Source organism: Methylophilaceae bacterium (genome assembly GCA_018398995.1).
In the GTDB taxonomy this organism is placed as follows: domain Bacteria; phylum Pseudomonadota; class Gammaproteobacteria; order Burkholderiales; family Methylophilaceae.
In genome coordinates, this window is the sequence record CP073759.1 from 1,872,897 (window position 1) to 1,898,205 (window position 25,309).

Annotated in this window: 25 protein-coding genes, 1 tRNA gene and 1 other RNA gene; 17 read left to right on the top strand and 10 right to left on the bottom strand. The window is 40.9% G+C overall.

Going from position 1 to position 25,309, the window contains the following annotated elements; genetic code table 11:
- Nucleotides 1-7 precede the first annotated feature (7 nt).
- From hflX to KFB94_09465, 14 genes are all read left to right on the top strand, one after another.
- Nucleotides 8-1,150 carry a GTPase HflX gene (gene hflX / locus KFB94_09400; protein QVL45428.1) on the top strand — a complete coding sequence of 381 codons (1,143 nt, stop codon included), beginning with the start codon at nucleotides 8-10 and terminating at the stop codon, nucleotides 1,148-1,150.
- A 48-nt stretch (nucleotides 1,151-1,198) separates the two neighbouring features.
- Nucleotides 1,199-2,362 (top strand): FtsH protease activity modulator HflK, encoded by a 1,164-nt coding sequence (gene hflK, locus KFB94_09405; GenBank protein ID QVL45429.1) that lies wholly within the window; start codon nucleotides 1,199-1,201, stop codon nucleotides 2,360-2,362.
- Nucleotide 2,363: 1 nt separating this feature from the next.
- Nucleotides 2,364-3,239, top strand: coding sequence for a protease modulator HflC (gene hflC, locus KFB94_09410; protein ID QVL45430.1), 876 nt, complete (start codon nucleotides 2,364-2,366; stop codon nucleotides 3,237-3,239).
- A gap of 28 nt (nucleotides 3,240-3,267) precedes the next feature.
- Nucleotides 3,268-3,456: a DUF2065 domain-containing protein gene (locus tag KFB94_09415; protein ID QVL45431.1), complete on the top strand. Its 189-nt coding sequence runs from the start codon at nucleotides 3,268-3,270 to the stop codon at nucleotides 3,454-3,456.
- A 50-nt stretch (nucleotides 3,457-3,506) separates the two neighbouring features.
- Nucleotides 3,507-4,667: an ATP phosphoribosyltransferase regulatory subunit gene (locus KFB94_09420; GenBank protein QVL45432.1), complete on the top strand. Its 1,161-nt coding sequence runs from the start codon at nucleotides 3,507-3,509 to the stop codon at nucleotides 4,665-4,667.
- A gap of 22 nt (nucleotides 4,668-4,689) precedes the next feature.
- Nucleotides 4,690-6,033, top strand: a complete 1,344-nt coding sequence (locus KFB94_09425; GenBank protein ID QVL45433.1) for an adenylosuccinate synthase — start codon at nucleotides 4,690-4,692, stop codon at nucleotides 6,031-6,033.
- A 154-nt stretch (nucleotides 6,034-6,187) separates the two neighbouring features.
- Nucleotides 6,188-6,730 carry a flavoprotein gene (locus KFB94_09430; protein ID QVL45434.1) on the top strand — a complete coding sequence of 181 codons (543 nt, stop codon included), beginning with the start codon at nucleotides 6,188-6,190 and terminating at the stop codon, nucleotides 6,728-6,730.
- Between the two features lie 11 nt (nucleotides 6,731-6,741).
- On the top strand, nucleotides 6,742-8,151 hold the full coding sequence (locus KFB94_09435; GenBank protein QVL45435.1) for a dihydropteroate synthase: 1,410 nt from the start codon (nucleotides 6,742-6,744) through the stop codon (nucleotides 8,149-8,151).
- The gene (locus KFB94_09440; GenBank protein ID QVL45436.1) at nucleotides 8,148-8,711 is read left to right on the top strand and encodes a DUF447 family protein; all 564 of its coding nucleotides are present in this window, start codon (nucleotides 8,148-8,150) and stop codon (nucleotides 8,709-8,711) included. Before KFB94_09435 ends, KFB94_09440 begins: the two co-directional genes overlap by 4 nt.
- Nucleotides 8,708-9,433 (top strand): hypothetical protein, encoded by a 726-nt coding sequence (locus KFB94_09445; protein QVL45437.1) that lies wholly within the window; start codon nucleotides 8,708-8,710, stop codon nucleotides 9,431-9,433. Before KFB94_09440 ends, KFB94_09445 begins: the two co-directional genes overlap by 4 nt.
- 73 nt (nucleotides 9,434-9,506) lie before the next feature.
- On the top strand, nucleotides 9,507-10,565 hold the full coding sequence (locus KFB94_09450) for an OmpA family protein (GenBank protein ID QVL45438.1): 1,059 nt from the start codon (nucleotides 9,507-9,509) through the stop codon (nucleotides 10,563-10,565).
- 84 nt (nucleotides 10,566-10,649) lie between these two features.
- On the top strand, nucleotides 10,650-11,984 hold the full coding sequence (locus KFB94_09455) for a TRZ/ATZ family hydrolase (protein QVL45439.1): 1,335 nt from the start codon (nucleotides 10,650-10,652) through the stop codon (nucleotides 11,982-11,984).
- An 8-nt stretch (nucleotides 11,985-11,992) separates the two neighbouring features.
- Nucleotides 11,993-12,706 carry a bifunctional 2-polyprenyl-6-hydroxyphenol methylase/3-demethylubiquinol 3-O-methyltransferase UbiG gene (ubiG, locus tag KFB94_09460; protein ID QVL46659.1) on the top strand — a complete coding sequence of 238 codons (714 nt, stop codon included), beginning with the start codon at nucleotides 11,993-11,995 and terminating at the stop codon, nucleotides 12,704-12,706.
- An 8-nt stretch (nucleotides 12,707-12,714) separates the two neighbouring features.
- Entirely contained in the window at nucleotides 12,715-13,368 is a 654-nt protein-coding gene (locus tag KFB94_09465) for an HAD-IA family hydrolase (GenBank protein QVL45440.1), read from the top strand.
- On the opposite strand, the gene recR is transcribed toward KFB94_09465, so the two are convergent.
- The 6 genes from recR to KFB94_09495 all read right to left on the bottom strand — a co-directional run bounded on the left by recR (nucleotide 13,361) and on the right by KFB94_09495 (nucleotide 18,173).
- Nucleotides 13,361-13,960: a recombination mediator RecR gene (recR, locus tag KFB94_09470; protein ID QVL45441.1), complete on the bottom strand. Its 600-nt coding sequence runs from the start codon at nucleotides 13,958-13,960 to the stop codon at nucleotides 13,361-13,363. The two genes, KFB94_09465 and recR, sit on opposite strands and share 8 nt — an antisense overlap.
- A 24-nt stretch (nucleotides 13,961-13,984) precedes the next feature.
- Nucleotides 13,985-14,290 (bottom strand): YbaB/EbfC family nucleoid-associated protein, encoded by a 306-nt coding sequence (locus KFB94_09475; protein ID QVL45442.1) that lies wholly within the window; start codon nucleotides 14,288-14,290, stop codon nucleotides 13,985-13,987.
- Between the two features lie 13 nt (nucleotides 14,291-14,303).
- Nucleotides 14,304-16,010, bottom strand: a complete 1,707-nt coding sequence (dnaX, locus tag KFB94_09480) for a DNA polymerase III subunit gamma/tau (protein ID QVL45443.1) — start codon at nucleotides 16,008-16,010, stop codon at nucleotides 14,304-14,306.
- A gap of 74 nt (nucleotides 16,011-16,084) precedes the next feature.
- Nucleotides 16,085-16,180, bottom strand: an RNA gene (gene ffs / locus KFB94_09485) — signal recognition particle sRNA small type.
- Nucleotides 16,181-16,203: 23 nt separating this feature from the next.
- Entirely contained in the window at nucleotides 16,204-16,584 is a 381-nt protein-coding gene (locus tag KFB94_09490; GenBank protein QVL45444.1) for a DUF779 domain-containing protein, read from the bottom strand.
- Between the two features lie 68 nt (nucleotides 16,585-16,652).
- The gene (locus KFB94_09495; GenBank protein QVL45445.1) at nucleotides 16,653-18,173 is read right to left on the bottom strand and encodes an aldehyde dehydrogenase; all 1,521 of its coding nucleotides are present in this window, start codon (nucleotides 18,171-18,173) and stop codon (nucleotides 16,653-16,655) included.
- A 345-nt stretch (nucleotides 18,174-18,518) separates the two neighbouring features.
- Here KFB94_09495 and KFB94_09500 point away from each other — a divergent pair.
- Nucleotides 18,519-18,608 (top strand) — tRNA-Ser (locus tag KFB94_09500).
- Nucleotides 18,609-18,876: 268 nt separating this feature from the next.
- Here KFB94_09500 and KFB94_09505 read toward each other — a convergent pair.
- Together KFB94_09505 and KFB94_09510 are read right to left on the bottom strand one after the other, a co-directional pair.
- Nucleotides 18,877-19,428 (bottom strand): bifunctional (p)ppGpp synthetase/guanosine-3',5'-bis(diphosphate) 3'-pyrophosphohydrolase, encoded by a 552-nt coding sequence (locus KFB94_09505; protein QVL45446.1) that lies wholly within the window; start codon nucleotides 19,426-19,428, stop codon nucleotides 18,877-18,879.
- Between the two features lie 330 nt (nucleotides 19,429-19,758).
- Nucleotides 19,759-19,908, bottom strand: coding sequence for a hypothetical protein (locus KFB94_09510; GenBank protein QVL45447.1), 150 nt, complete (start codon nucleotides 19,906-19,908; stop codon nucleotides 19,759-19,761).
- A 407-nt stretch (nucleotides 19,909-20,315) separates the two neighbouring features.
- On the opposite strand from KFB94_09510, the gene KFB94_09515 reads away from it, so the two are divergent.
- Nucleotides 20,316-20,861 carry a glutathione peroxidase gene (locus KFB94_09515; GenBank protein QVL46660.1) on the top strand — a complete coding sequence of 182 codons (546 nt, stop codon included), beginning with the start codon at nucleotides 20,316-20,318 and terminating at the stop codon, nucleotides 20,859-20,861.
- A gap of 31 nt (nucleotides 20,862-20,892) precedes the next feature.
- Here KFB94_09515 and KFB94_09520 read toward each other — a convergent pair whose 3' ends face one another.
- Nucleotides 20,893-21,711, bottom strand: a complete 819-nt coding sequence (locus KFB94_09520; GenBank protein ID QVL45448.1) for a kinase/pyrophosphorylase — start codon at nucleotides 21,709-21,711, stop codon at nucleotides 20,893-20,895.
- A 20-nt stretch (nucleotides 21,712-21,731) separates the two neighbouring features.
- The gene (gene ppsA / locus KFB94_09525) at nucleotides 21,732-24,101 is read right to left on the bottom strand and encodes a phosphoenolpyruvate synthase (protein QVL45449.1); all 2,370 of its coding nucleotides are present in this window, start codon (nucleotides 24,099-24,101) and stop codon (nucleotides 21,732-21,734) included.
- 207 nt (nucleotides 24,102-24,308) lie between these two features.
- On the opposite strand from ppsA, the gene KFB94_09530 reads away from it, so the two are divergent.
- Nucleotides 24,309-25,295 (top strand): GHMP kinase, encoded by a 987-nt coding sequence (locus KFB94_09530; protein QVL45450.1) that lies wholly within the window; start codon nucleotides 24,309-24,311, stop codon nucleotides 25,293-25,295.
- Nucleotides 25,296-25,309 lie beyond the last annotated feature (14 nt).

Below are 25,309 nucleotides of genomic sequence, written 5' to 3' on the forward strand. Positions count from 1 at the left end.
TATCCGCATGCTTGAACGGCCGAAAAGTACAGATGCGGTCATTCTGGTTAGTATCGATTTTAATGAGCCCGATTACGAAGAAAGCTTATACGAGTTAAGACAGCTAGTGACCACAGCGGGTCTGAGCGTCACTGGAACTGTTGAAGGTAAGCGAAACGTGCCAGATGCCAAACTTTTTATTGGCTCTGGTAAAGCTGACGATCTTAAGGCGATGCTTGAAGCCAGTGAAACTAAGCTTGTTGCTTTCAACCATGATTTAAGCCCATCGCAACAACGCAACTTAGAGCGTCTCTTAGATGCACGTGTCGTTGATAGAACTGGCCTCATTCTGGATATTTTCGCGCAGCGTGCGCAAAGTCACGAAGGTAAGTTACAGGTTGAATTGGCACAGTTAGAACATCTTTCTACTAGGCTAGTAAAGGGCTGGACCCATTTAGAACGGCAAAAAGGTGGTATTGGTGTACGTGGCGGACCAGGTGAAACGCAATTAGAGCTTGATAGAAGGCAATTGCGCGTGCGCATCAAACAATTGCGTGAAAAACTGTCCAAACTCAAGTCTCAGCGTGGTATGCAGCGTCGCGCGCGCAAACGTTCTAATTTAATGGCCGTTTCTTTAGTTGGTTATACCAATGCTGGAAAATCTACTTTATTTAATCGTTTAACTCGCGCCGATATTTATGCGGCTGATCAGCTGTTCGCTACCTTGGATACTACATCGAGAAAAATGCATTTGCCGGAACTTGAAGGCTATGGATCTGTCCCAGTTGTGCTGTCTGACACCGTTGGTTTTATTAAGCATCTGCCAACTACTTTAATTGAGGCGTTTGGCGCTACATTGGAAGAGGCGGCGCAAGCTGATTTGCTCTTTCATGTGGTTGATATGGCAAGCAGTAATCGAGAGGCCCAGGTTGCACAGGTTAATAAAGTATTACAGGATATTGACGCGGACAAAGTGCAGCAAGTGTTGATACTTAATCAGATTGATCGATTGGACTGTGAGCCAGGATTCGATCGTGATGAGTATGGTAGAATAAATCGTATACGCGTTTCCGCAAAAACGGGTGATGGTCTGGATTATATTCGATTGGCACTGCAAGAACATCACGCGCATTTGAAAAAGTTAAGCACAGAAAAAACGGCTTATGCCTAAAGACGATAGCAACGATTGAACAATAACATCAGTAATTTGGAGTAAAAAATGAAACTTCCCGCTTGGGCACAACGCAATAACGAAGGACCACCGGACTTAGATGAAGTCTTTCGCGACTTAAACCAAAAGATTAATAATCTATTTGGTAAAGGTGGTGGAAAAGGCAATACCCCACCTAAAAATAGTGAACCCATTAACTTACCGATTTTCCCAATTATCATTTTAATATTGGTCATTTGGCTGGCAACAGGTTTCTACATAGTTGACCAAGGTTCTTTAGGCGTAAAGCAGCGATTTGGTCAATACATTGAATCAACAGAACCAGGCCCAAGATGGCATTTGCCATATCCGATTGAAACAGTAACGGTTGTCAATATGGAACAAGTGCGTCGTTTAGAAGTGGGGTATAGAAGTGGTGCTAATGGCAATAAGACTAAGGTCGCAGCAGAAGCATTAATGCTTACAGAAGATGAGAATATAATCGATTTACAATTTGCAGTGCAATATAACCTTAAAAATGCAAAAGATTATTTATTTAATAACCGATCGACAGACGGTTCAGTGATGTCTGTTGCAGAAACTGCTATTCGAGAAGTGGTGGGTAAAAATAAACTAGATGATCTTCTGCAAAAAGGCTTGCAAGACACCTCACAGCAAATGCAAAGCTTGTTAGATTTCTATAAAACAGGGGTCAATATTACCAGCGTTTCTTTGCAAGCTGCATTGCCACCAGAGCCAGTGCAAGAAGCTTTTGAAGATGTTAACCGAGCTAACCAAGATTATCAGCGTCAAATTAATGAAGGTGAAGCCTATGCGAATGCAGTTGTACCAAAAGCGCGTGGTAATGCAGCACGTTTGATTGCCGAAGCGGATGGATACAAATTAAAAGTTGAAAGCGAAGCAAAGGGTAATGCGAACCGTTTTGAAAGAATTTATGCTGAATATGTAAAGGCGCCAGAAGTAACACGCCAGCGTTTATTCATTGAAGCGCAAGAGCAAATTTTATCTAACGTTAGCAAAGTCATTGTTGATCAGAAAAAAGGCGGCAGTTTGCTTTATTTACCGCTAGATAAATTAATGCAAGCTAGTGAAGCGCAGCCGGCCAATAGAAGCACATCGCAGTCTTCAGCCAGTGCGGCGAGTGAAAGAAGTGCAGAAGCGATAATTGCCGAGCGTGCATTAGAGCGTAGTCGTGAAAGAGAAGGTAATTAAGATGAAAAATTTTGGCGTAGTGATTCTAGGTGGTTTTATTTTAGTTGTTTTGCTGAGCATGACTGCCTTTACTGTTGACCAGCGTGAGCATGCTTTGGTGTTTCGCTTGGGAGAAATTGTTAAAGTCAAAAAAGAACCTGGACTTTATTTTAAATTGCCTTTTGTAGAGAGCGTTAAATACTTTGATAATCGTATTTTGACACTCGATGGAGAAGAGGCGGCCAAGTATATCACCAGTGAAAATAAATATATGTTGGTTGATTCCTTCGTTAAATGGCGTATTGTTGATCCAGCTAAATATTATGTCTCTATTAAAGAGGGTGGTGAAGCGGCGGCAGAGGATAGGCTTGCTAAGGTGATCAATGCCGGCTTGCGAGCCGAGTTTGGTGTGCGTACGGTACGTGATGTTATTGCTGGTGAACGTACAGCTATCATGGATAATTTGCGTGAAAAGGCAGATAAAGAAGCCAGTCAAATTGGTATTAAAATCGTTGATGTACGATTAAAACGTGTAGATTATTCAGAAGAAATCAGCAAATCAGTGTTTGATCGTATGACGTCTGAACGTAAAAGAATTGCTAATCAACTTCGTTCAGAGGGTGCTGCAGCGTCTGAAAAAATTCGCGCTGATGCAGACAAGCAAAGAGAAGTGATTATTGCAGAAGCATTCCGTGACGCACAAAACACAAAGGGTGAGGGCGATGCGATTGCAACTGAAATCTATGCTAAAGCCTATGGTAAAAGTCCAGAGTTTTATGCGTTCTATCGTAGTACTGAGGCGTATAAAAATAGCTTTAAGAATAAAACAGATATGATGGTGTTAGATCCAAGCTCTGATTTCTTTAAATATTTGCGCGCAGCAGATGGTAAAAAATAGTTAAAATGAGCGTCATAAACGCATTGCTATGAACGCTACATTAATTGCCGCGCTTGGTTTAATGCTCGTGATTGAAGGCTTGTTGCCTTTGATTGCACCGCAGGCTTGGCGCGAAACATTTAAGCGCATGATTGCATTAAAAGATGGACAACTACGCTTTGTGGGAGTGATTTCAATCGCTGCAGGCTTATTGCTACTCTTTTTAAATAAGGCTTAATACCACTTTTGTTATGCGTTTTTTAGCTCGTTTACCAGTATAATACGCGCATGCGAAATTGGTTACTTCCAGAATTTATTGAAGACATTATGCCTGTAGAGGCTTTCCGTATAGAGTCTTTGCGTCGTCAGTTGCTAGATTTATTTCATGTACATGGTTATCAATATGTTATTCCACCAACTTTAGAATATGTGGAATCTTTAATAACGGGCACAGGAAGTAATTTAGATACCGCCACCTTTAAAGTGGTTGATCAGCTAACAGGACGAATGATGGGTATTCGTGCCGATACGACACCACAAGCAGCGCGTATAGATGCGCATATGCTTAACCATCAAGGTGTTTCTCGGCTTTGTTATGCTGGTACCGTATTGCGAACAAAGCCTAGTGGACTCGCCCGTACGCGCGAGCCTTTGCAAGTTGGCGCAGAGCTCTTTGGTCATGCTGGTGTAGAAAGTGATGTTGAAATTCAGCGTCTGATGATTCAAGCGCTCCAATCGATAGGAATTACCCAGTTACATGTTGACTTTAGTCATGTTGGTGTTTTTGAAAGTTTGATTGAGGCTGGTAATATCAATCAATCTTTAGAAAACGAATTGCATGCGGCCCTCCTTAGTAAAGATAAAACATGCGTCGCTCGCTTAGCAGATGGCTTAGATGCATCAATCAAGCAAGCATTAATAGACTTAACAGATTTAAATGGTGATGCAACTGTGTTGGCGAAAGCTAAACATATGTTGCCAGCATTACCAAATATCTCAACCGCGCTTGACGATTTGTTAGCGGTTGCTGAGCAATTAAAAGATTTGGATTTAGTGATTGGGTTTGATTTGAGCGAGCTCCGTGGCTATCACTATCATAGTGGCCTAGTGTTTGCAGCATATGCACAGAACTATGCGGGACCATTAGCGCTGGGAGGTCGTTACGATGAAGTGGGTATTGCTTTTGGTCGGGCCAGACCTGCTACTGGCTTTAGTTTGGATTTGCGCGGCGTTGTGACTGCCTTGCAAGCCAACGAGTTAAAAAAAGGTATATTGGCACCAGTTGGTGATGACCCATTGCTAAAAGCCAAAATCGAGGATTTACGTAACAAGGGTCATATTGTGGTTCAAGCATTACCAAATGGACATACTAGTTACGCAGAACTAAACTGTGATAGAGAATTGAAACACAATAATGGTGAGTGGCAAGTGTTGCCATTGGCTGACTAACACTTAATTAAAATAGTAAATCATGGTAAATAATACAGTTAAAAATGCAGGGAAAAACGTCGTTGTTGTTGGTACGCAATGGGGCGATGAAGGTAAGGGTAAAATTGTTGACTGGCTAACCGACCAAGCGCAAGGTGTGGTTCGTTTCCAAGGTGGACATAACGCTGGACACACACTGGTTGTTGGACAGGGTACAGAGCAACGTGTATATAAGTTGAATCTTGTTCCTTCAGGTATCGTTCGTGCAGGCGTGAATTGCTATATTGGTAATGGTGTCGTTTTAGATGTAGGGCACTTACTTAAAGAAATAGAGACATTAGAAAAAGATGGCTTAGAAGTCAAAAGTCGTTTAAAAGTCAGCCCTGGTTGCCCTTTAATTTTAAGTTGCCATGTTGCTATTGATGTAGCGCGTGAAGCTAAACGTAGTGCCGATAAGAAAATTGGTACCACAGGCAAAGGTATTGGCCCTACCTACGAGGATAAAGTTGCGCGCCGTGCGTTGCGCGTATACGATTTGTTTTATCCTGACCGATTCGCTGAAAAATTAAAAGAAGTGATGGATTATCATAATTTTGTATTGACCAACTACCTTGATGCAGCCCCGGTCGATTTTGATGAGCAGTTGGCATTAAGTATGCAACATGCAAAAGCATTGAAGCCAATGGTTGCTGATATCTCAGCTGAACTATATGGCGCTTATGAAAGAGGCGACCGTTTATTATTTGAAGGTGCTCAAGGGACATTACTCGATATTGATCATGGTACTTATCCTTATGTTACTTCTAGCAATTGTATTGCTGGTCAAGCTTCTGGCGGTACAGGTGTTGGTGCGAACATGTTACATTATGTGCTGGGCATTACTAAAGCCTACACTACGCGCGTTGGTGGCGGCCCATTTCCAAGTGAATTGGATATTGATACAGAAGGTGCGCCAGGCACACAAATGTCTGTTGTCGGGCAAGAGATTGGTACTGTGACTAAGCGTAAACGTCGTTGCGGTTGGTTTGATGCAGCCGCCTTGCGTCGTTCAGCCATGATTAATGGATTAACAGGCTTATGTATTACCAAACTCGACGTAATGGATGGCATCGAAGAAATTAATATTTGTACGGGCTATGTGCTTAATGGTGAAAAAATTGACTTATTGCCTGTTGGTGCGGATGATGTCGAAGGTTGTGTACCTGTATACGAAACGATATCCGGTTGGACGGAAAGTACTTTTGGTGTTAAGACATGGGATGGCTTACCTAAAAATGCTCAACATTACTTGAAGCGTTTAGAAGCAGTTTGTGGTGTGCCGATTGCAATTGTTTCGACAGGACCTGAGCGTGATGAAACGATTGTAATCGAACATCCATTTAGCTAGTGAGTTGCTATTAATATACTAGGTCGCCGTTAATACCGCGGCCTATTTTTTTAATTTAAATCCCAATTGTTATTTGAATCATTCGGATCATATTGATTTTTAAGCTTAATTCGATAAGCACCATTTCGCTTATCAGAAAACGTAAAGGTTAACTTTGAAAGAAAAAAACAAACGATTAGCGTGGGCAATTACCGGTTCTGGCCACTATTTACGTGAAGTTTTGCAGCAACTATCCTCTCTTGAAGAAGTTGATGTCTTTCTCAGTCGAGCAGCAGCCGAAATTATTAAACAATATGGATTTCAGTCACAATTAGAAGCAATGGGACACCGTATTTTCCAAGATAAAACAGCGAGTAGTGTGCCAGTAGAGTTTTTTTATGAGGGTTTGTATCATACTTTAGTGATTGCACCAGTTACCTCCAATACCATTGCCAAGATGGCGTATGGTCTTTCTGATAGCTTGGTGAGTAATTTATATGCGCAAGCAGGGAAAACAAGAGTGCCAAGCATTGTATTCGCTTGCGATACAGGACCAGAGCTAGAGTCTGAAGCACCTAAAGATAATATGGTGATGGTGTATCCGCGCCAAATCGATTTGGATAATGTCAAGAAGTTAGCGCAATTTGAGGCGACGGAAATTGTGGCTAGTATTGCTGAGTTAAAAATCGCACTCAAACGACAATTGGCTAATCATTAATCGGCATATCAATGAAGACCGAAGACTTACTTTTTGTAACAGGCAAGCTAGCAGAAAAAAGCTTAGATAAGGTGCTGCGTCATATCCAATCGACTAGCAAAACACCGCAATTTAAATACCGTATAGAGCAGATTGGCGTCTCGGTTGCCGCATTAATGACTCCTGAGCTGATTGCTAAACGCTTAAAGAATGTTGGTAGTGCAAACAAAATGATTTTGCCTGGCTTATGTCAAGGAGATTTGAGTTTATTGCATAGGCAATACGGCATTCCTGCGGAACGTGGCCCTGACGATTTGAAAGATTTGCCACAATATTTTGGACAGCAAGGTATGGCCCCAGATTTAAGCCAACACAGTGTGGAAATATTTGCGGAAATTGTGGATGCGCCAGACTTGAGTTTAGATGCTATTTTGGCTAAGGCTGAGCATTACAAAGCGCAAGGTGCGAATGTTATTGATTTGGGTTGTTTGCCTAATCGACCGTTCAATCACTTAGCAGAGGCAATTCAATTGCTGAAAAGCAATGGCTTTAAAGTGAGCGTAGATTCCATACAATCAGATGAGCTACTATTGGCAGGTAACGCAGGGGCCGATTATTTACTAAGCCTTTCAGAAAAAACGTTATGGATTGCCGATGAAGTGGCCGCTACACCGATTTTGATTCCTGCTAAGCCGGGTAATATGGCTTCCTTATATCGTTCTATTGATTATTGCTTGAACAAAAACAAGCCATTTATTGCAGATGCGATTCTTGATCCGATTCATTTTGGATTCTCAGATTCTATCGTGCGCTATCATAAACTTCGAAAAAAATATCCTCATATTGCCATCATGATGGGTGTAGGTAATTTAACGGAGCTTACCGATGCCGATACCACGGGCATTAATGCTTTATTATTTGGATTGATTAGTGAAATGAATGTCAATGCAGTATTAGCCACATCGGTGAGTCCACATGCCGTCAATGCTATCGCAGAAGCCGATGCTGCACGCCGAGTGATGTATCGTGCAAAACAAGATAATCGCTTGCCACGCGGTTATAGTAACCGTTTGCTAGGCTTGCATGATAGAAAACCTTTTCCATATAGTGTGCCGGAAATTGATGATATTGCAGCGCAAATAAAAGACCCTAGTTTTAGAATCATGGTTAGTGAGGCGGGTGTACATGTTTTTAATCGAGAAGGACATCAACTGGCAATTGATCCATTTGTTTTTTATCCCAAGTTAGGCGTAGAAGAAGACGCTTCTCATGCGTTTTATCTAGGGGTTGAACTAGGACGTGCCCAAATTGCTTGGCAACTCAAAAAACGATATGTCCAAGATGAAGAGTTAAGCTGGGGCATTGATTTTCCGAGTAATAGCCAAAACAAGAAACAACACCGAGAAGCGTCTTTAGCTGAAAAAAAGCAGAAAAATAAATGATATACGAGACAATTATTATTAGCACTGATGTCAATAATAACCCTCATGTAACGCCATTTGGGGTGAAATATGAAGATGATTTAGTGGTTATTTCACCCTATAAACCATCAAAAACATTAACGAATATCTTGGCAACAAAGACGGCAACAATGAATTTAACTGATGATGTACGCGTGTTTGCTGGCGCTTTAACCAAAAGACAACCTTGGACATTATTGCCGACTAATGCAATTGAAGGATTCAGGCTAGACAACTGTTTGGCACATGTTGAATTGACATTAATTGATGTGCGCGAGGATGATGAGCGGCCGCAATTACTCATGCAACAACTTGAATCGTATCATTATCATGGATTTAAAGGATTTAATCGCGCGCAAGCAGCTGTGATTGAGCTAGCAGTGCTTACTAGCCGTTTGCATTTTCTACCGCCAGAAAAAATTCAATCAGAGCTTCGTTACTTGCAAATAGCCATTGATAAAACAGCGGGTGATCGAGAAGTAACCGCATGGAGTTGGTTGAACGAAAAAATTAAGCAATACTATCAAGAAAATAACCCATGACTAAATTGTTAATAAGCGTTAAAAATTTAGAAGAGTGTAGGATAGCAAAGTATGCTAAGGTGGATGTAATTGATTTAAAGGATCCTAGCGTTGGTGCATTAGGGGCATTGGCCCCGGATATTGTGAATCAGATTGCTAGCCATGTGAATCGCAGTGTTACGCTTAGTGCGACGGTCGGTGAGGCGCATGAAACGATTGATGCATTATTAGAAGACGTAATGCTGTATATCCGTTTGGGTGTTGATATTGTAAAAATAGCGGTTAGTCAATTATTTCAACAGGCTGACTTTTTTACGAGATTAAAGCAAATTACTTCACAAGGTATCAAAATTGTAGTTGTTTTCTTTGCCAATTTCGAAGTGGACTTTCATTTAATCACTCGTTTAAAAGAGGCTGGAGTCCATGGTGTGATGTTAGATACGCAATTCAAAGAATCGACATTGATAGAGCTGCAATCGATGGATATGCTTAAAACATTCGTTCTTTTTTGTCAAGAGCATGGGCTTGTATCCGGCTTGGCAGGATCATTGAATAAAACACACATTACTGTATTGCTGGCATTAAAGCCCAGTTTTATTGGTGTGCGAGGTGGAGTGTGCCTGCATCGAAACAGAGATTCTGTGCTGATTCTAGACGAGATAATTGAAATTAAAAACCTGTTGTTAAACTACAACACTAAAGTAGTGCCAAATGAAATAAAAGTCCTTGGCGTTGCAAATTAAACTTGAATTAAGTATAGTTTTGGTAAGATTTTTTTTAAATGCTGCATCAGCAGCTAATTACAGGAGTTAACAGATGAATAAAAAGCTAATTGGTCTTGCGGTATTAGCAACACTAACCCTTACAACATTCTCGGCGGTTGCAGAAGATATGTACCGTGGAGCTTGGTACGGTGGGGCAGGTATATCTGGAATGGATACAGACAATGATATTGACGCTGGCGGTGGAGCAGGTCCTTATATCACAATTGGTAAAGAGTTAAGCAAAAGCTGGGACTTGCAAGGACGTTTTGGATATTCTGAAGCAGATGAATCAAACCTTGGTAGTACGAGTGGAGAATACAAAAATACTACGCTAGAACTGGATGCATTGTACATGTTGAGTAGAGATAAATTTCGCCCATTCTTATTAGCAGGTCTTGGTATTGCAAAAAATGACTTAGATTATTCCCCGCGTGATGCTGATAAAACTTCTTGGTTAGCAAGTCTAGGCCTCGGTGCACAATACTTAATAACTGAAAACTTTGGTTTTCAAGCTGATTTAAGACATCAAATTAGTCGAGCAAAGGTACTCAATGCAGCTGCTACAGACTCTAGAACTGAAACTATTGGTAATAATATCTTGAGTTTAGGCGGCTTTGTTCGCTTTGGCGCGCCAGCAGCAGTATTAGCTGAGGCAGCACCAGAACCAGCGCCAATTCCAGTTGCCGAGCCAGCACCAGCACCAGCACCTGTTTGCGAAGAGAAGCTTGACACTGTAACGATTGATGCAGAAAAATTGTTTGGTTTTGATAAAGCAATCATTAGAGATGAAGGTAAAGCAGAATTAAATTTAGCTGCAGAAAAAATTAAAGCTAATCCTGCTATTACAAATGTTATCGTAACTGGGCATACAGATCTTTTAGGTTCATTTGAATATAATCAAAAATTATCAGAACGCCGTGCTAAACAAGTAGCTGAGTATCTTGCTTCTCAAGGTGTAAATGCCGATATCATTAGTGCTACAGGTCGCGGAGAGTCAGTGCCAGTGGTGGTTTGTGATGGTATAAAAGATAGAAAAGCATTAATTGAATGTTTGCAACCTAACCGTCGCGTGACTGTTGAAGCAAACATCAAACAGACTGTATGTAAATAAAAACACACAAGTTTTGTTTTTTTAAAAAGCCCCGCGCGTGAGCGGGGCTTTTTTATATGCGACTAAACCATATATAATGTTGTCATGAAACAAGTCACTACCATCATTGAAGCACGTTGGGTTTTACCCATAATACCAAGAAATACGCTTCTAGAGCATTATGCTGTTGTTATTGATGCAGAGAAAATTATCGATGTGTGTTCGATAAAAGAGGCTCGTCTACATTATCAAGCCAATGAAATAATCCAATTAAATAATCATATTTTGATGCCAGGTTTGGTTAATCTGCATACGCATGCGGCAATGAGCTTAATGCGTGGCTTGGCAGATGGCATAGCACTTAAGCCTTGGTTAGAAGAGCATATTTGGCCAGCAGAAAGTAAACTTGTTGCACCTGATTTTGTATATGAAGGCACAATATTGGCCGCAGCAGAAATGCTTGCTGGTGGGATAACAACTTTTAATGATATGTATTTTTTCCCTATAGCAGCTGCGCAAGCAAGTATTAAAATGGGGTTGCGTGCTAACTTAGGATTGGTAGTGATCGAATTTCCGACACAGTATGCAAATGACGCAGATAGTTATATTAAAAAAGGATTAGATGCGCGTGATGGTTATCGAGATCAGTCATTGGTAAGTTTTAGCTTCGCACCGCATGCGCCTTATACAGTTTCAGATCAGACCTTTCAGCGCATTGCCATGCTTGCTGACCAAGTTAATATTGGCGTGCACACTCACCTGCATGAGACTAAAGAAGAGGTTTCTCAAAGTATTGTAATGCATGGATTACGACCTTTAGCACGATTAGCTAATCTGGGTTTATTAGGCCCTAGAGTTACTTTTGCGCATTGTGTTCACATGAATGATGTTGAAATGCGTTTATTGGCAGATTATGGTTGCAGTGTTGCACACTGCCCAAGCTCTAATTTAAAGCTTGCAAGTGGTATTGCGCCTATTAGTCAGTACATTCAATATAATATTAATGTAGGATTAGGCACGGACGGCGCAGCGAGTAATAATCGACTAGATATTTTTACAGAGATGCGATTGGCAGCCTTGCTGGCAAAAGCAGAAAGTGGCGATGCAACAGCAGTGCCAGCACATATGGCAATTGAAATGGCAACCATTAATGGTGCTAAAGCGCTCGGTTTGGAAGATAAAATTGGCTCAATCGAAGTGAATAAAAAAGCAGATTTAACTGCCATTTGTTTCTCTGATATTGAAATGCTACCTTGTTTTGATCCAGTCTCCCATTTAGTTTATGTTGCAGGGCGTGAGCAAGTTAGTCATGTCTGGGTTGATGGAGAGCTACGTTATCATCAACCAATAGATAGTGCGGCAGTCTATAGTGGCATTGAACCAAGGGAGTTAAACGCGATCGTAACTAAATGGCAATCGAAAGTAAGAGAGTTTGCATGAATGAAATGATGAATGAAGATAGGGTTAATGCAGACACGGCTGAACTCAATAAGTTTAGTGAATTGGCACATAAGTGGTGGGATAAAACCAGTGAGTTTAAGCCACTTCATGATATTAACCCATTAAGATTGGATTATATTAATGCTGCTGTTAGTCTTAATGGAAAACGTGTTTTAGACGTTGGTTGTGGTGGTGGCATCTTATCCGAGTCTATGGCACACAAAGGCGCCATAGTGACTGGCATTGACTTGGGTGAAAAAGCATTAAAAGTAGCGCAACTACATAGTCTTGAAAGTGGTGTTGAAGTTGACTATCGCTTAATCTCAGCAGAAGCACTGGCAACAGAAGTCCAAGATGCATATGATATTGTGACTTGCTTAGAGATGCTAGAGCATGTGCCTGATCCTGCAAGTATTGTGGCTGCTTGTGCTAAATTGGTTAAACCAGGTGGACATGTCTTTTTTTCTACAATTAATCGCAATCCGAAAGCGTATCTTTTTGCTGTATTAGGAGCGGAATATATTTTACAGATGCTACCTAAGGGAACACACGATTACGCTAAATTCATTAAACCATCAGAATTAGCGCGTTTTGCTCGTCAAACTGATTTATCGGTTATTGACCAAGTAGGTATGAGCTATAACCCGATTACACGGCGTTATTGGTTAAACAATGATGTTTCTGTGAATTATCTTATTCACACACAAAAACCATCATTGTAATGACCATAATGACATATAAAACAATACTATTTGATTTAGACGGTACCTTAGTGGATACAGCGTCAGATCTTGGTCACGCACTCAATTTACAATTGCAACAATATGGTAAATCACCGTTGCCAGATTCAGTGATTAGGCCTTTTGCTTCACATGGTTCCCGTGGTTTGCTTAATTTAGGCTTTGGTATTACACCAGCTGACGCGCAGTTTATTCAGATGCGTGATGAATATCTGGATTTGTATGAGGGCGTATTGACACGTTCTCCTCGATTATTTGATGGCATGCAAGCAACATTAGAAGCTATTGTGCAAAAAGGATTGAGCTGGGGTATTGTGACGAACAAACCCAGTCGTTTTACTGTACCTTTAGTGAAAAGTTTAGGTCTTTATCAGGATGCTATTTGTGTCATCAGTGGTGATGATGCACCGCAGCCAAAGCCGTCACCAGCAACGCTATTGCTGGCTTGTGAAAAAGCGCAAGTACCTGCTAATGAGTGCATCTATATTGGTGATGCAGCGCGAGATATTGAAGCGGGAAGAGCGGCTGGCATGTATACTGCCATCGCCATGTATGGATATATTCATACAACAGACAAGCCGCAAGATTGGGGTGCGGATGCATTCGTTACCACGCCAATTGATATTTTGAAGTTGATTAATTAATACGTTTACGTTCCATAATTGCTTGTGCGAGTGTGCCGCTATCCACATACTCAATCTCACCGCCCATGGGTAAGCCACGCGCAATGCGACTGACTTGAATATTACGTGCTTTCAGTAACTCCATTATGTAATGTGCTGTCGCTTCGCCTTCAACAGTGTAATTAGTCGCTAAAATTACCTCTTGCACAGTACCGTTTTGAGCACGTTTGATCAGCTTATCTAAATTAATTTCTTTTGGTCCAATGCCGTCCAATGGTGAAAGTCTTCCCATTAACACAAAATACATGCCATCATAAGATTGTGTTTGTTCCAACATCATGACGTCTGTTGGCATTTCTACTACACACAGTAGGTGAGTATCTCGCTTATCAGATGCACAAGTGGGGCAGGTGGGTTGTTCACTAAAGTTATTACAGAGCTGACAATGGCCAACTGTTTCTAAAGCATCACTTAATGCAGATGCCAGTGCACTTGCTCCTTTTCTATCACGCTGCAAAAGATAGTAAGCCATACGTAAAGCAGACTTTGGACCAACGCCTGGCAAACAGCGTAAAGACGCTATTAGTTGTTCTAAAGCTGGCGGATTTTTCAAAATAAATAGGCTCTTAAAGCAATTTTAGAATGGTAATTTCATACCAGCTGGCATCAAGCTACTCATGCGGGCTGTAGCGGTAGCTTCTGCCTTTTGATTGGCATCTTTAAGTGCGATGACCAATAAGTCTTCTAGTGTTTCTCTGTCGTCCATTACACTGTCATCAATACTTACACGTTTTACCTCATTGCGACAAGTCATGGTTACTTTTACCAAGCCGTTGCTGGCAATACCTTCTACTTCTACATTGGCCAACTCTGCTTGCGCCTTTTGCATATTGGCTTGCATCATTTGCGCTTGCTTCATCATATTGCCCATACCACCCTTCATTTTGGTCTCCTTTTTATGTTGTCGGTTTAATACTGTTGGGTATAATTTTGGCATCAAAATCATTGATTAATGCCTGCACAAAGGCATCATTCATAATCGCCTCTTCTGCACTTGATTGAATGACCGCTTTTTCCTCGGCCTGCTCTTTTGCTGGGGTATTTGCTTCACTATCGATTTGAAAATGTAGCTCTATTTTTCGGCCAAAATGCATATTAATTGCAGACGATAGTTTTTCTTGATAAGTCGCACTCACTAAATGCTTTTGTTTTTCTGCCACACGCAAAGTAATACTATTTTCATCGTAAGAGAGCATTTCACAGTGTTGTGCCAACGCACGCGCGATCCCAAGTTTTAAATGAAGCTCTATCAATTTTCGCCAATTACCATCAAATAATATTGGCATATTATTTGTCAATACTTCAGGCTCTTCAAGCGGTGTGCTTATAGAATCAATAGCCGTTTTAGCCTCAATAGATTGGACTGCAGATGGCTTTGTATCAATTGGCTGTTTGTTATCAAGTAGCACGTGAGCACTGCGATGAATTGGCTCTGGATTTTGTGTAACCGTACTAGAAGCATTAGCACTTTGATGACTACTTATATTTTCACTATTTTTTTTTTGAGCAGAGTTTGACTCAGCAGGAGAGAACGCCAACATCCGGAGCAAGCTCATGGTAAATCCAGCATATTCATCGGGTGCTAGACCAATATCTCTACCACCTAATAAAGCAATTTGATAATAAAGTTGTAATTTCTCGGCAGATAAGGCTTGGGCAAGTTGCAATAAACTATCTCGTTCAGGTAAATCATGACTAATGGTTTCTGGAACGGTTTGTGCAATGGCTATCTGGTGCAATAGTTTGGCCAGATCATTTAAAGCAGCTTCAAACGATATGCTGCGCGCTTCCATTTCTTGCGCTTTAGCAATTAAACTAGCGCCATCTTCATTGATTAAAGCATGAATAATATCAAACAGATAGCTCTGGTCAATTGCCCCCAACATACTTCGCACATCAGCCTCATTCACTGCTTGATTGCCATAAGCAATCGCTTGATCAGTTAGTGATAACGCATCGCGCATACTGCCTTCTGCGGCCCGTGCAATCAATTGTATTCCAGCCATCTCAAATGGAATATTTTCTTGCGTTAACACCTCTTGCAAGTGCGCAATAATTGTTGGGCTAGCCATTTGGCGTAAATTAAACTGCAGGCAACGAGATAGAACGGTAACCGGTACTTTTTGCGGATCCGTCGTCGCTAAGATGAATTTAACATGTGCAGGTGGCTCTTCAAGTGTTTTAAGCATAGCATTGAAGGCGCTTTTGGATAGCATGTGTACTTCATCAATAATGTACACTTTAAAACGACCTGATGTCGGTGCATATTGTGCATTCTCAAGCAACTCGCGCATTGCATCAACTTGTGTATTACTCGCCGCGTCAACTTCTAATAAATCAACAAAACGACCTTTGTCAATTTCTGTACATGCATTGCAAATGCCACAGGGTTTAGCGGTTATACCCGTTTCACAATTTAATGATTTTGCAATAATGCGTGCTAATGTGGTTTTGCCTACACCGCGCGTACCTGTAAACAAATAGGCGTGATGGATGCGTTGCTGCTCAAGCGCATTGGTTAAGGCGCGCACAACATGTGGTTGTCCAACTAAGGTTTCAAATGATTTTGGACGCCATTTACGTGCTAGAACTTGATGTGACATAACCTTATTTTAGCTGATAAATGGTAGTTGGCGAACACAGTTACTAAAAGAATTGATAGCGCTTTTTTATTGATGGTGGCGAGCCTTACCCCGGCACTTGTGCAATAGTTGTGGCTGCTTGCTTCCGCATCTGACCAGGTTGGCTACATTACAATGCGAGGAGACCCGCCATCGGTATTTTACAATAATTTACTCAATATCCGCAGCGTTTTGCTGGATTATTTTCTAGCTCTGCTAGCTCTTCATCGCTATAAAAGCGTCCACTAGTAATAAAAGCCATGCCAGTGCCGCAATCGAGCGAGAACGAACCGCTAGAACCTGGCACAGCATCCAAAATAGTGTGCATGTTTTCCGCAAATGAATAGTGGCTATCGCTCATATAAAAGGTAGCGCCTTCTAATACACCTAAAATCACATCCATCGCACTTGGGCGCATTTCATTTGCTGGCATACACAAAGGACCGCTGCCTTCACAGCAGCCGCCAGATTGTAAAAATGCAATTTCACCATGCTCAGCAGTTAATTGTCGAATCAACGCTTTTGCAGATTCTGTTGCAGAAACACGTTCAGCCATTTTACTTCTCCAAAAAAAAGGGACGAAAACTCGCCCCTTTATTTTACTTATTTAATTAAACCCATCAATTAAAAGAAGCCTAATTTGTTAGGGTTATAACTCACCAATAAGTTCTTGGTTTGCTGGTAGTGATCAAGCATCATTTTATGATTTTCACGACCAACGCCAGACTCTTTATAACCGCCAAAGGCAGCATGCGCAGGATAGATATGGTAACAATTTGTCCAAACACGACCTGCCTTAATACCACGACCCATACGGTAAGCGGTTGTACCATTACGGCTCCACACGCCTGCACCCAGACCAAAAATAGTATCGTTAGCAATCGCTAATGCTTCTGCTTCATCTTTAAATGTTGTGACCGCTAACACCGGACCAAAAATCTCTTCTTGGAAAATACGCATTTTGTTATGACCTTTAAGCAATGTTGGCTCAACATAATAACCATCAGCCACATCGCCAGTTAGCATTTTACGCTCACCACCAATTAATACCTCAGCACCTTCTTGCTTGCCAATATCAATATAGTTCATGATTTTGTTCAACTGATCTTGCGATGCTTGTGCACCTAGCATTGTATTTGGGTCGAGTGGATTACCTTGCTTAATCGCTTTTACACGCTCTAAAACACGGGCAATAAATTTGTCATAAATAGACTCTTGAATCAATGCGCGAGAAGGGCAGGTACACACTTCGCCTTGGTTAAACGCAAACAACACCAAGCCCTCAATTGCTTTATCAAAGAAAGCATCATCTGCATCCATAATATCTTCAAAGAAGATATTTGGAGATTTGCCACCCAACTCTAAAGTAGCTGGAATTAAGTTGCTTGCAGCAGCTTGTGCAATAGCACGGCCCGTTGCGGTTGAGCCTGTAAAGCCAATTTTAGCAATGCGTTTGCTATTTGCTAATGGCGCACCCACTTCGCGACCATAACCATTCACAATATTCACAGTGCCTGGTGGCAATAAATCACCAATCACTTCCATTAAAATCATAATAGAAATAGGCGTAAACTCAGCTGGTTTTAGGACAACACAATTACCAGCAGCTAACGCTGGCGCTAGTTTCCAAGCCGCCATTAAAATTGGGAAGTTCCATGGAATAATTTGACCTACAACGCCCAAAGGCTCGTGATAATGATAAGCAACAGTATCGTTATCAATCTCACTAATGCCGCCCTCTTGTGCACGAATTGCGCCGGCAAAATAACGGAAATGATCAGCCGTTAATGGAATATCCGCATTCATCGTTTCACGAATTGGTTTGCCATTATCAACCGTCTCTGCCGTTGCAATTAACGCTAAATTCGCTTCAATGCGATCTGCAATTTTGAGTAAAACATTCGCACGATCAGTCGTAGAAGTTGTACCCCAAGCATCTGCCGCTGCATGTGCTGCATCTAAAGCCAACTCTACGTCTTCTGCACTTGAGCGCGCTGCTTTTGTATAGTTTTTACCTGTAATAGGTGAAATAACATCAAAATATTCACCTTTTACTGGCGCAACCCACTTGCCACCAATAAAATTATCATACTTTGCTTTATAAGGGATTGTCACACCAAGTGACTTTAATGTCTCCAAACTCATACTAACTCCTCTAGTTTTTCTAGTGATTATGTAACGTAACTCTTTGCTTAACCGCATTAACTGAAATTATTTTAAATTGTGCCAAAAAATTACAACTAATTGGCTACAGCCCTTATTATATAAGGACAAGAGCATCATCTCTTATATAAGACAATAAACCTAACTAACGCACAAATCAATAAAGAAATTATCCAATTCTTTGAACATTTTTTAAGACGCAATACACATATCTCAAATTTTGATAATCGCAACGTAAATATCCACCACCTCAAAACACCGTTTATTTTTGTTTAATTGCCATGCATCAGCTATAATCTGCGCCTGTTTTATTGCAAAAAAACAAACGGAGAGATGGCTGAGTGGTCGAAAGCGCCACCCTGGAAAGGTGGTATAGGGGCAACTCTATCGAGGGTTCGAATCCCTCTCTCTCCGCCAAAATAAAATAGCACCCACCCGGGTGCTATTGATTTTTGTGGGGTGAGATTGGATGAGAAGCCTCCACGGGTTCGACTAGCAAAGCATGCTTTGCTGGACGCTGAGCAAGCGAAGCGGTTTTGAGGCACGAAAGATAATTACTTCACACAAAGTGAAGTAATTACAATCCCTCTCTCTCGCCAAAATAAAATAGCACCCACTAGGGTGTTTTTTGTTTCTTAAGTTGTGATATCTAAGAGGCGGTATTAACAAGAATTTGAATGCATGATTAAGGCCGTAACGCATAAGCGGCATCAAATGCTTTTTCCAGTTTTTTATTCACACCGCGTAACGCATCAATCACTTCTTTTGCCCAGTCAAAATATTCACGTTTTCGATCTGGGCTCCAGCCAACTGGTGGTGCGTTAATCATATCGCGCAAATTACATGTTTTATCTGCCAGTTTGATGAGCTTTGCGCGTTTGCTTGCTATTGTTGCATGGGCCACTTGCCAGCGTCTGCGATCTGTATCTGGTAATGATTTGTTATCAGATAATTCCAATACAATATTGCTAATCTTTTGTCCGAAATGTGTTCGTAATTTGGCGTATGTGGCATTAGTATCTTCCAACGTGTCATGCAATAGTGCCGCACAAATAACCTTGCAATCTGTAATGCCAACTTCACTCAGTAGGCTAACTAATGCGATGGGATGATTAATATAAGGTTGAGCTGCTTCATCGTCTTGCCGCTGATGTTTGTGCTTTTCGGCAGCATAAGCGAGCGCTTTGATGATTAAGCTTAAGTCTGTTTTTTTGTTGGGCATGGTATCTTTCTGCATTTCATAGTCATTAAATTTTAGAGATTAATGGGCGGTATAACAATGCTGTATTGATTAGTCATGAGATTTAACAATGCGCGCGCATTTGATGCATTCTTATTGAGTAAAAATCTTGATAACTAGCTCAGAAATTTAGCATATTACGGATGATAGTTATCATGGAACACAATCTTGATTCTGACGCTGAGGCAATTTTAAGCGCCATTCTTCAGCATGAATGGACGTGGCTTGCTAAGGTTGTTTGAATAGGTATAGACGACTATATATTGATTAAATTCATTTTAACGATGTCTGTAAATCACACACAAAAAGTTAATAGAAATACTTTTTTTAGTGGAAGTTATCAATGTCTGCAAATTCATCTACTTCAGAAAATTTACTGTATTCATTATCTAAGTCTACATGGTCAACAAATTCGCTCATTTCTTCGCCGGCTAAATCTTCTAGTAATTGGTCTAATAATTGTGTTTTATCTGTCATGATGGTTTCGCTTTCTTGTTGTCATATCATTATTGATTTAATTTTGAGCATATTGTGTGCCAGTTTGTGCTGAGATGATATTGCCACATTTGTGGTGGGCTTTATGTTGAACGGCTCACTAATTTTTGCTGTTTATTGATGGTGTAACTATATGAATTATTATATTTAATATTTGCTGATAACAGTTTTGGTGATGGTCAGTAAATGCTTTTCTTAAGATTTTTTAATACTTGTTTTGCTGTATAGTGAGTTTGATGAATAATTTTTTGTTATAACAATTGGCAATTTTGGTCACGTTGTTGTTAGAGATGGTCACTTTTTAAAGTACACATTTGTTTTTCATCAAATGGAACTGCTTTTGTTTTTGTCAATCCAAGTTGGGTGAGTAATTTTTGGGAGTTTTAATGATGGTCAAACACTTTTTTAAGCAATTATTTGTTGGTTTATTTTTAGTAGGAGTTAGCGCAATGGCGAACGCGAGTTGTAATGCACTATATGATCATCAGTTCACTACTTTAGAGGGTAAGGCTTTTAATTTGTGTGATTATAAAGACAAGCCTATCTTGGTGGTTAACACTGCGAGCAAATGTGGTTTTACCCCGCAGTTTGAGACGCTAGAAGGCATGTATGAGCAATACAAGGCTCAGGGCTTGCTGGTAATTGGTTTTCCATCGAATGATTTTATGCAGGAATTATCAGAAGATAAAAAAATTGGTGACTTTTGTAAAATGACCTACGGCGTTAAGTTTCCGATGATGTCTAAAAGTTCAGTGAGAGGCGATAATGTCAATCCGTTTTATAAGCAATTGATTGATAAGACTGGCACTGCACCAAAGTGGAATTTTTATAAATATGTGATAGCACCAAACGGTGAAAAAGTGACGGCGTTTTCTAGTATGACTAAGCCTGATTCTGATAAGATATTAAGTGAAATTAAGCCTTACTTAAAATAAAGATACATATAAACAAATGCATTAGTCATGTTTAATGCATTTGTTTTTTTGGCTGTTTAATCTTTTGCAAGATAATGGCAGATAACTCTTCAACGGAACGTGTTGTTGAATCTGCCCAGCTAATGCCATGATTGCGCATCATGTTTTCTGCAATAGTGATTTCATTGCGACAATTTTCTAATGAAGCATAAAAGCTATTGGGACGACGCTGACTTCTGACCGAGTGCAACCGTTCTGGTTTAATCGATAGTCCGAATATTTTATCCATGTGTTTGAGCAATGAAGCGGGGAGTGTGCCGCGCTCAAAATCTTCAGGAATCAACGGATAATTGGCGGCTTTAATGCCAAATTGCATCGCCAGATATAGACTGGTTGGGGTTTTGCCACAACGTGAAACGCCAACAAGAATGACCTGTGCTTGGTCAAGATTAACGTCGGTTTGACCATCATCATGGTTAAGCGAAAAGTTAATCGCTTCTATTCGTTCATCATAACTATGTCCCATCACCCCGTGTGCAATGCCTGACCCAGTGAGCGGAGTTTCTTGAAGCTCTTCGCCTAATGGGTCAATAAACGTGGTGAATAAGTCAATATAGTATGCTTTTGTTTCTTTTAATTTTTGACGCAAAGTGACATCACCTAACGACATAATAACAATTGGTAATGCTTCGTTAGATTGAGCTGCAGCCTTTACAGCCGCTTGTGCGGCTTCAATCTTTTCTAGGTTGTCAGTAAAAGGTAAACGAGAAATAGTAAATTCAGTGTTGGGAAAGTGCTCTAGCAGTTTACTCAGCGCACCAGCAGTGGTGCCAGTGCTATCTGAGATAATAAAGACTGAACGTTGATTCATTTAGTCGTTGCTTTTAAAGCTTATTTAGTCAAGCGTTGCCATGTAGCGACAACGGTATCTGGATTTAAGGAGATAGATTTGATGCCTTGTTTAATTAACCATTCAGCAAAATCTGGATGATCAGAAGGTCCTTGACCACAAATGCCGACGTATTTACCTTGTTTATTACAGGCGTTAATTGCCATTTTGAGTAGCTCTTTCACAGCATCGTTACGCTCATCAAAGCCCGCCGCTAGGATGCCAGAGTCTCGATCCATGCCTAAACTCAATTGCGTTAAATCATTTGAGCCAATTGAGAATCCATCAAAATATTCCAAGAATTGATCAGCAATTAACGCATTGGATGGAATTTCACACATCATAATGAGACGCAAGCTGTTGTCGCCGCGTTTTAGTCCATTCGCTGCCATAATTTCAGTGACTGCTTTTGCTTCATCTACCGTGCGCACAAATGGAATCATCAGCTCTACATTGGTAAAGCCCATTACATCACGAACATACTTCATTGCTTGGCACTCCATGTCGAAGCACTCTCTAAAGTCTTGATCAATATAGCGTGCAGCGCCACGGAAACCAATCATTGGATTTTCTTCATCTGGCTCGTAAATATCACCACCAATGAGTTTTTTATACTCATTTGATTTGAAGTCAGATGTACGCACAATCACTGGCTTAGGATAGAAAGCAGCGGCAATCGTTGCTACACCTTCTGCAATTTTATCGATATAAAATTGTTTTGGGCTAGCGTAACCGCGCGCTCTACTCTTAATTTTTGCTTGAATAGCAGTTGGCATGGCATCAATATTAAGAATCGCTTTTGGATGAATGCCAATCATATTATTGATAACAAACTCTAAACGCGCTAGACCAACACCATCGTTAGGTGTTTGTGCAAAGCTGAATGCCATATCCGGACTACCAACATTCATCATAATTTTGCAAGGTGGTGTTGACAGTGGCTCATTTTCTTCGGTAGTGACTTTATATTCCATTTCGCCGTGATAGACAAAGCCTGTTTCACCTTCGGCGCAGGAGACTGTTACCACTTCACCTTCGCGTAGTAAATCTGTCGCATCGACAGAGCCAACAATGGCAGGAATACCAAGCTCGCGTGCGATGATGGCAGCATGACAAGTACGTCCACCACGATTGGTCACTAAAGCGCTTGCACGCTTCATAACGGGCTCCCAGTTTGGGTCAGTCATGTCAGCAACCAATACATCGCCGGGTTGCACTTCATGCATTTCAGCAGGGTCTAAAACAATGCGTACAGGACCCACGCCCACTTTTTGCGTTACGGCACGACCAACAACCAAAGGTTTATTTTCATGTTTTTTTAATGTAAAGGTTTCGGTTACATTGTTTTTTGCTTCTTGTGATTTAACGGTTTCAGGACGCGCTTGCAAAATGTAGAGTTTATTGTCTAATCCATTTTTACCCCACTCAATATCCATAGGACAACCATAATGGTTTTCAATCGTCATGGCATAAGTGGCTAATTCTAAGATATCTTCATTCGTTAAAGAGAAGCGCTCAGCTTCTACTTTATCCACTTCAACGGTATTGGTTGATTTGCCTGCCTGCGTTGCATCTGAAAATACCATTTTGATTAGTTTGGAACCAATAGTACGACGCACTATGGCAGGTTTTCCCTGCGCTAACAAAGGTTTATGTACATAAAACTCATCTGGGTTCACTGCGCCTTGTACGACGGTTTCGCCCAAACCGTAAGAAGAGGTAATAAATACGACATCTTTAAAACCAGACTCGGTATCAATAGAAAACATGACCCCTGCACAACCAATATCAGAACGTACCATTTGTTGGATACCTGCTGATAGCGCAACGTCAGCATGGACAAAGCCTTTGTGCACGCGATATGAAATTGCACGATCATTATATAAAGAAGCAAATACTTCTTTAATCGCATGATTAATGTGGTCTAAACCATGAATATTTAAGAAGCTTTCTTGTTGGCCAGCAAATGAAGCATCAGGTAAATCTTCTGCTGTTGCAGATGAGCGAACGGCAAAGGTGGTACCTTCTGCTGAGCGTTCAATTAAACGCTTATATTCTGTTGCTATGGCTTCATTAAGGGCTGCTGGAAACTCTGCTTGCATAATCCAGTTGCGAATTTTTTCACCGCAGATTGCCAATGCCTGTGTATCATCGGCATTGAGGGCATCTAACTCAGCATTGATTTTTGCATCTAAACCATTTTGTGCTAAAAACTCTCGATAAGCATCTGCTGTGGTAGCAAAACCAGTTGGAACACGTACACCCTTTGCACTTAATTGAGAAATCATTTCACCTAATGATGCATTTTTTCCGCCAACTGAGGGCACATCGGTATTACGAAGGTTTTCAAATGGAATGACATAGCTAGACATACAGGACCTTTAAAGTTTTGATATTCATGAAATTATTATGGGAATGGTTATATTTTGTTACAACTTATTCAATCATTATTTGCAGACTAAATTCATTATGCCAAATTCACGTAGGCATGTCACGCTTGAATAATAGCCTTTTGCGACGATAAACAAGCCTATATAATAAAAAATTATGTTGCTAATTAATAAACCAAATAACAAACAATGAATAAATCAGATACTAGCCAACATGTTGTTGTGAACGCTTTCGCAAGACTGCATATGGGTTTTTTGGATCTTAATGGTGCACAAGGTAGGCGATTTGGTAGTTTGGGTGTTGGTTTAGATGCGCCCGATACATTGATTGAGCTGGCAGTTGGCGATAATGTGTTTGATGTGGCAGAAACTGACAACATTAAGCAAAGTAAGCTATTAATTTTGCAACATGCCAATGTTCAATCTGCCATCAGCATAAAAGTACACCGAGAAATCCCTCGTCACTTTGGATTGGGCTCTGGCACGCAAATGGCATTGGCTATTGGTATGGGCATTAGTCGTTTACTTAATCTAAATTTGGCATTGACTGATATTGCGCGCATTACTAAACGAGGCATGCGTTCAGGAATTGGCATCGGCACTTTTGCCAAGGGAGGGTTGGTTTTAGATGGTGGCAGAGGGGCGAATACGATTGTTCCGCCAATACTGACGCAATTCCCATTTCCAGAGCAGTGGCGTATCCTTTTAATTTTTGACCATCATTTTGTAGGTGTGCACGGCAATGAAGAAATACAAGCATTTGCGCGTTTGAAAGACGTGGATTTGGCGCAGACACAGGCTTTAAATCATCAAATGCTTATGCGCGGATTACCAGCAGTACAAGAAGGCGATTTGCAGGTATTTGGTGAGGTGGTTGCTAGGTTACAAGCGTATACAGGTGATTACTTTGCGCCTGCTCAAGGTGGTGGGCGCTATGCAAGCAAGTCTGTTGCAGAAGTTTTGGGCTATTTAACTCACTGCGGTGTGAAATGCGTTGGTCAAAGCTCTTGGGGGCCAACAGGGTTTGCCATTTTTCAAAGTGAAGCAGTAGCTACACAGTATTTGGCACAATTGAAATCTACTTTCAAGCAACCAGAGTTGAGCTGGTTGTTGTGTAAAGCATCCAATGTTGGGGCAACAGTTAATGCTGAAATTAAACCTAAAATCAATGGTTAATCGTGAGATTGAAT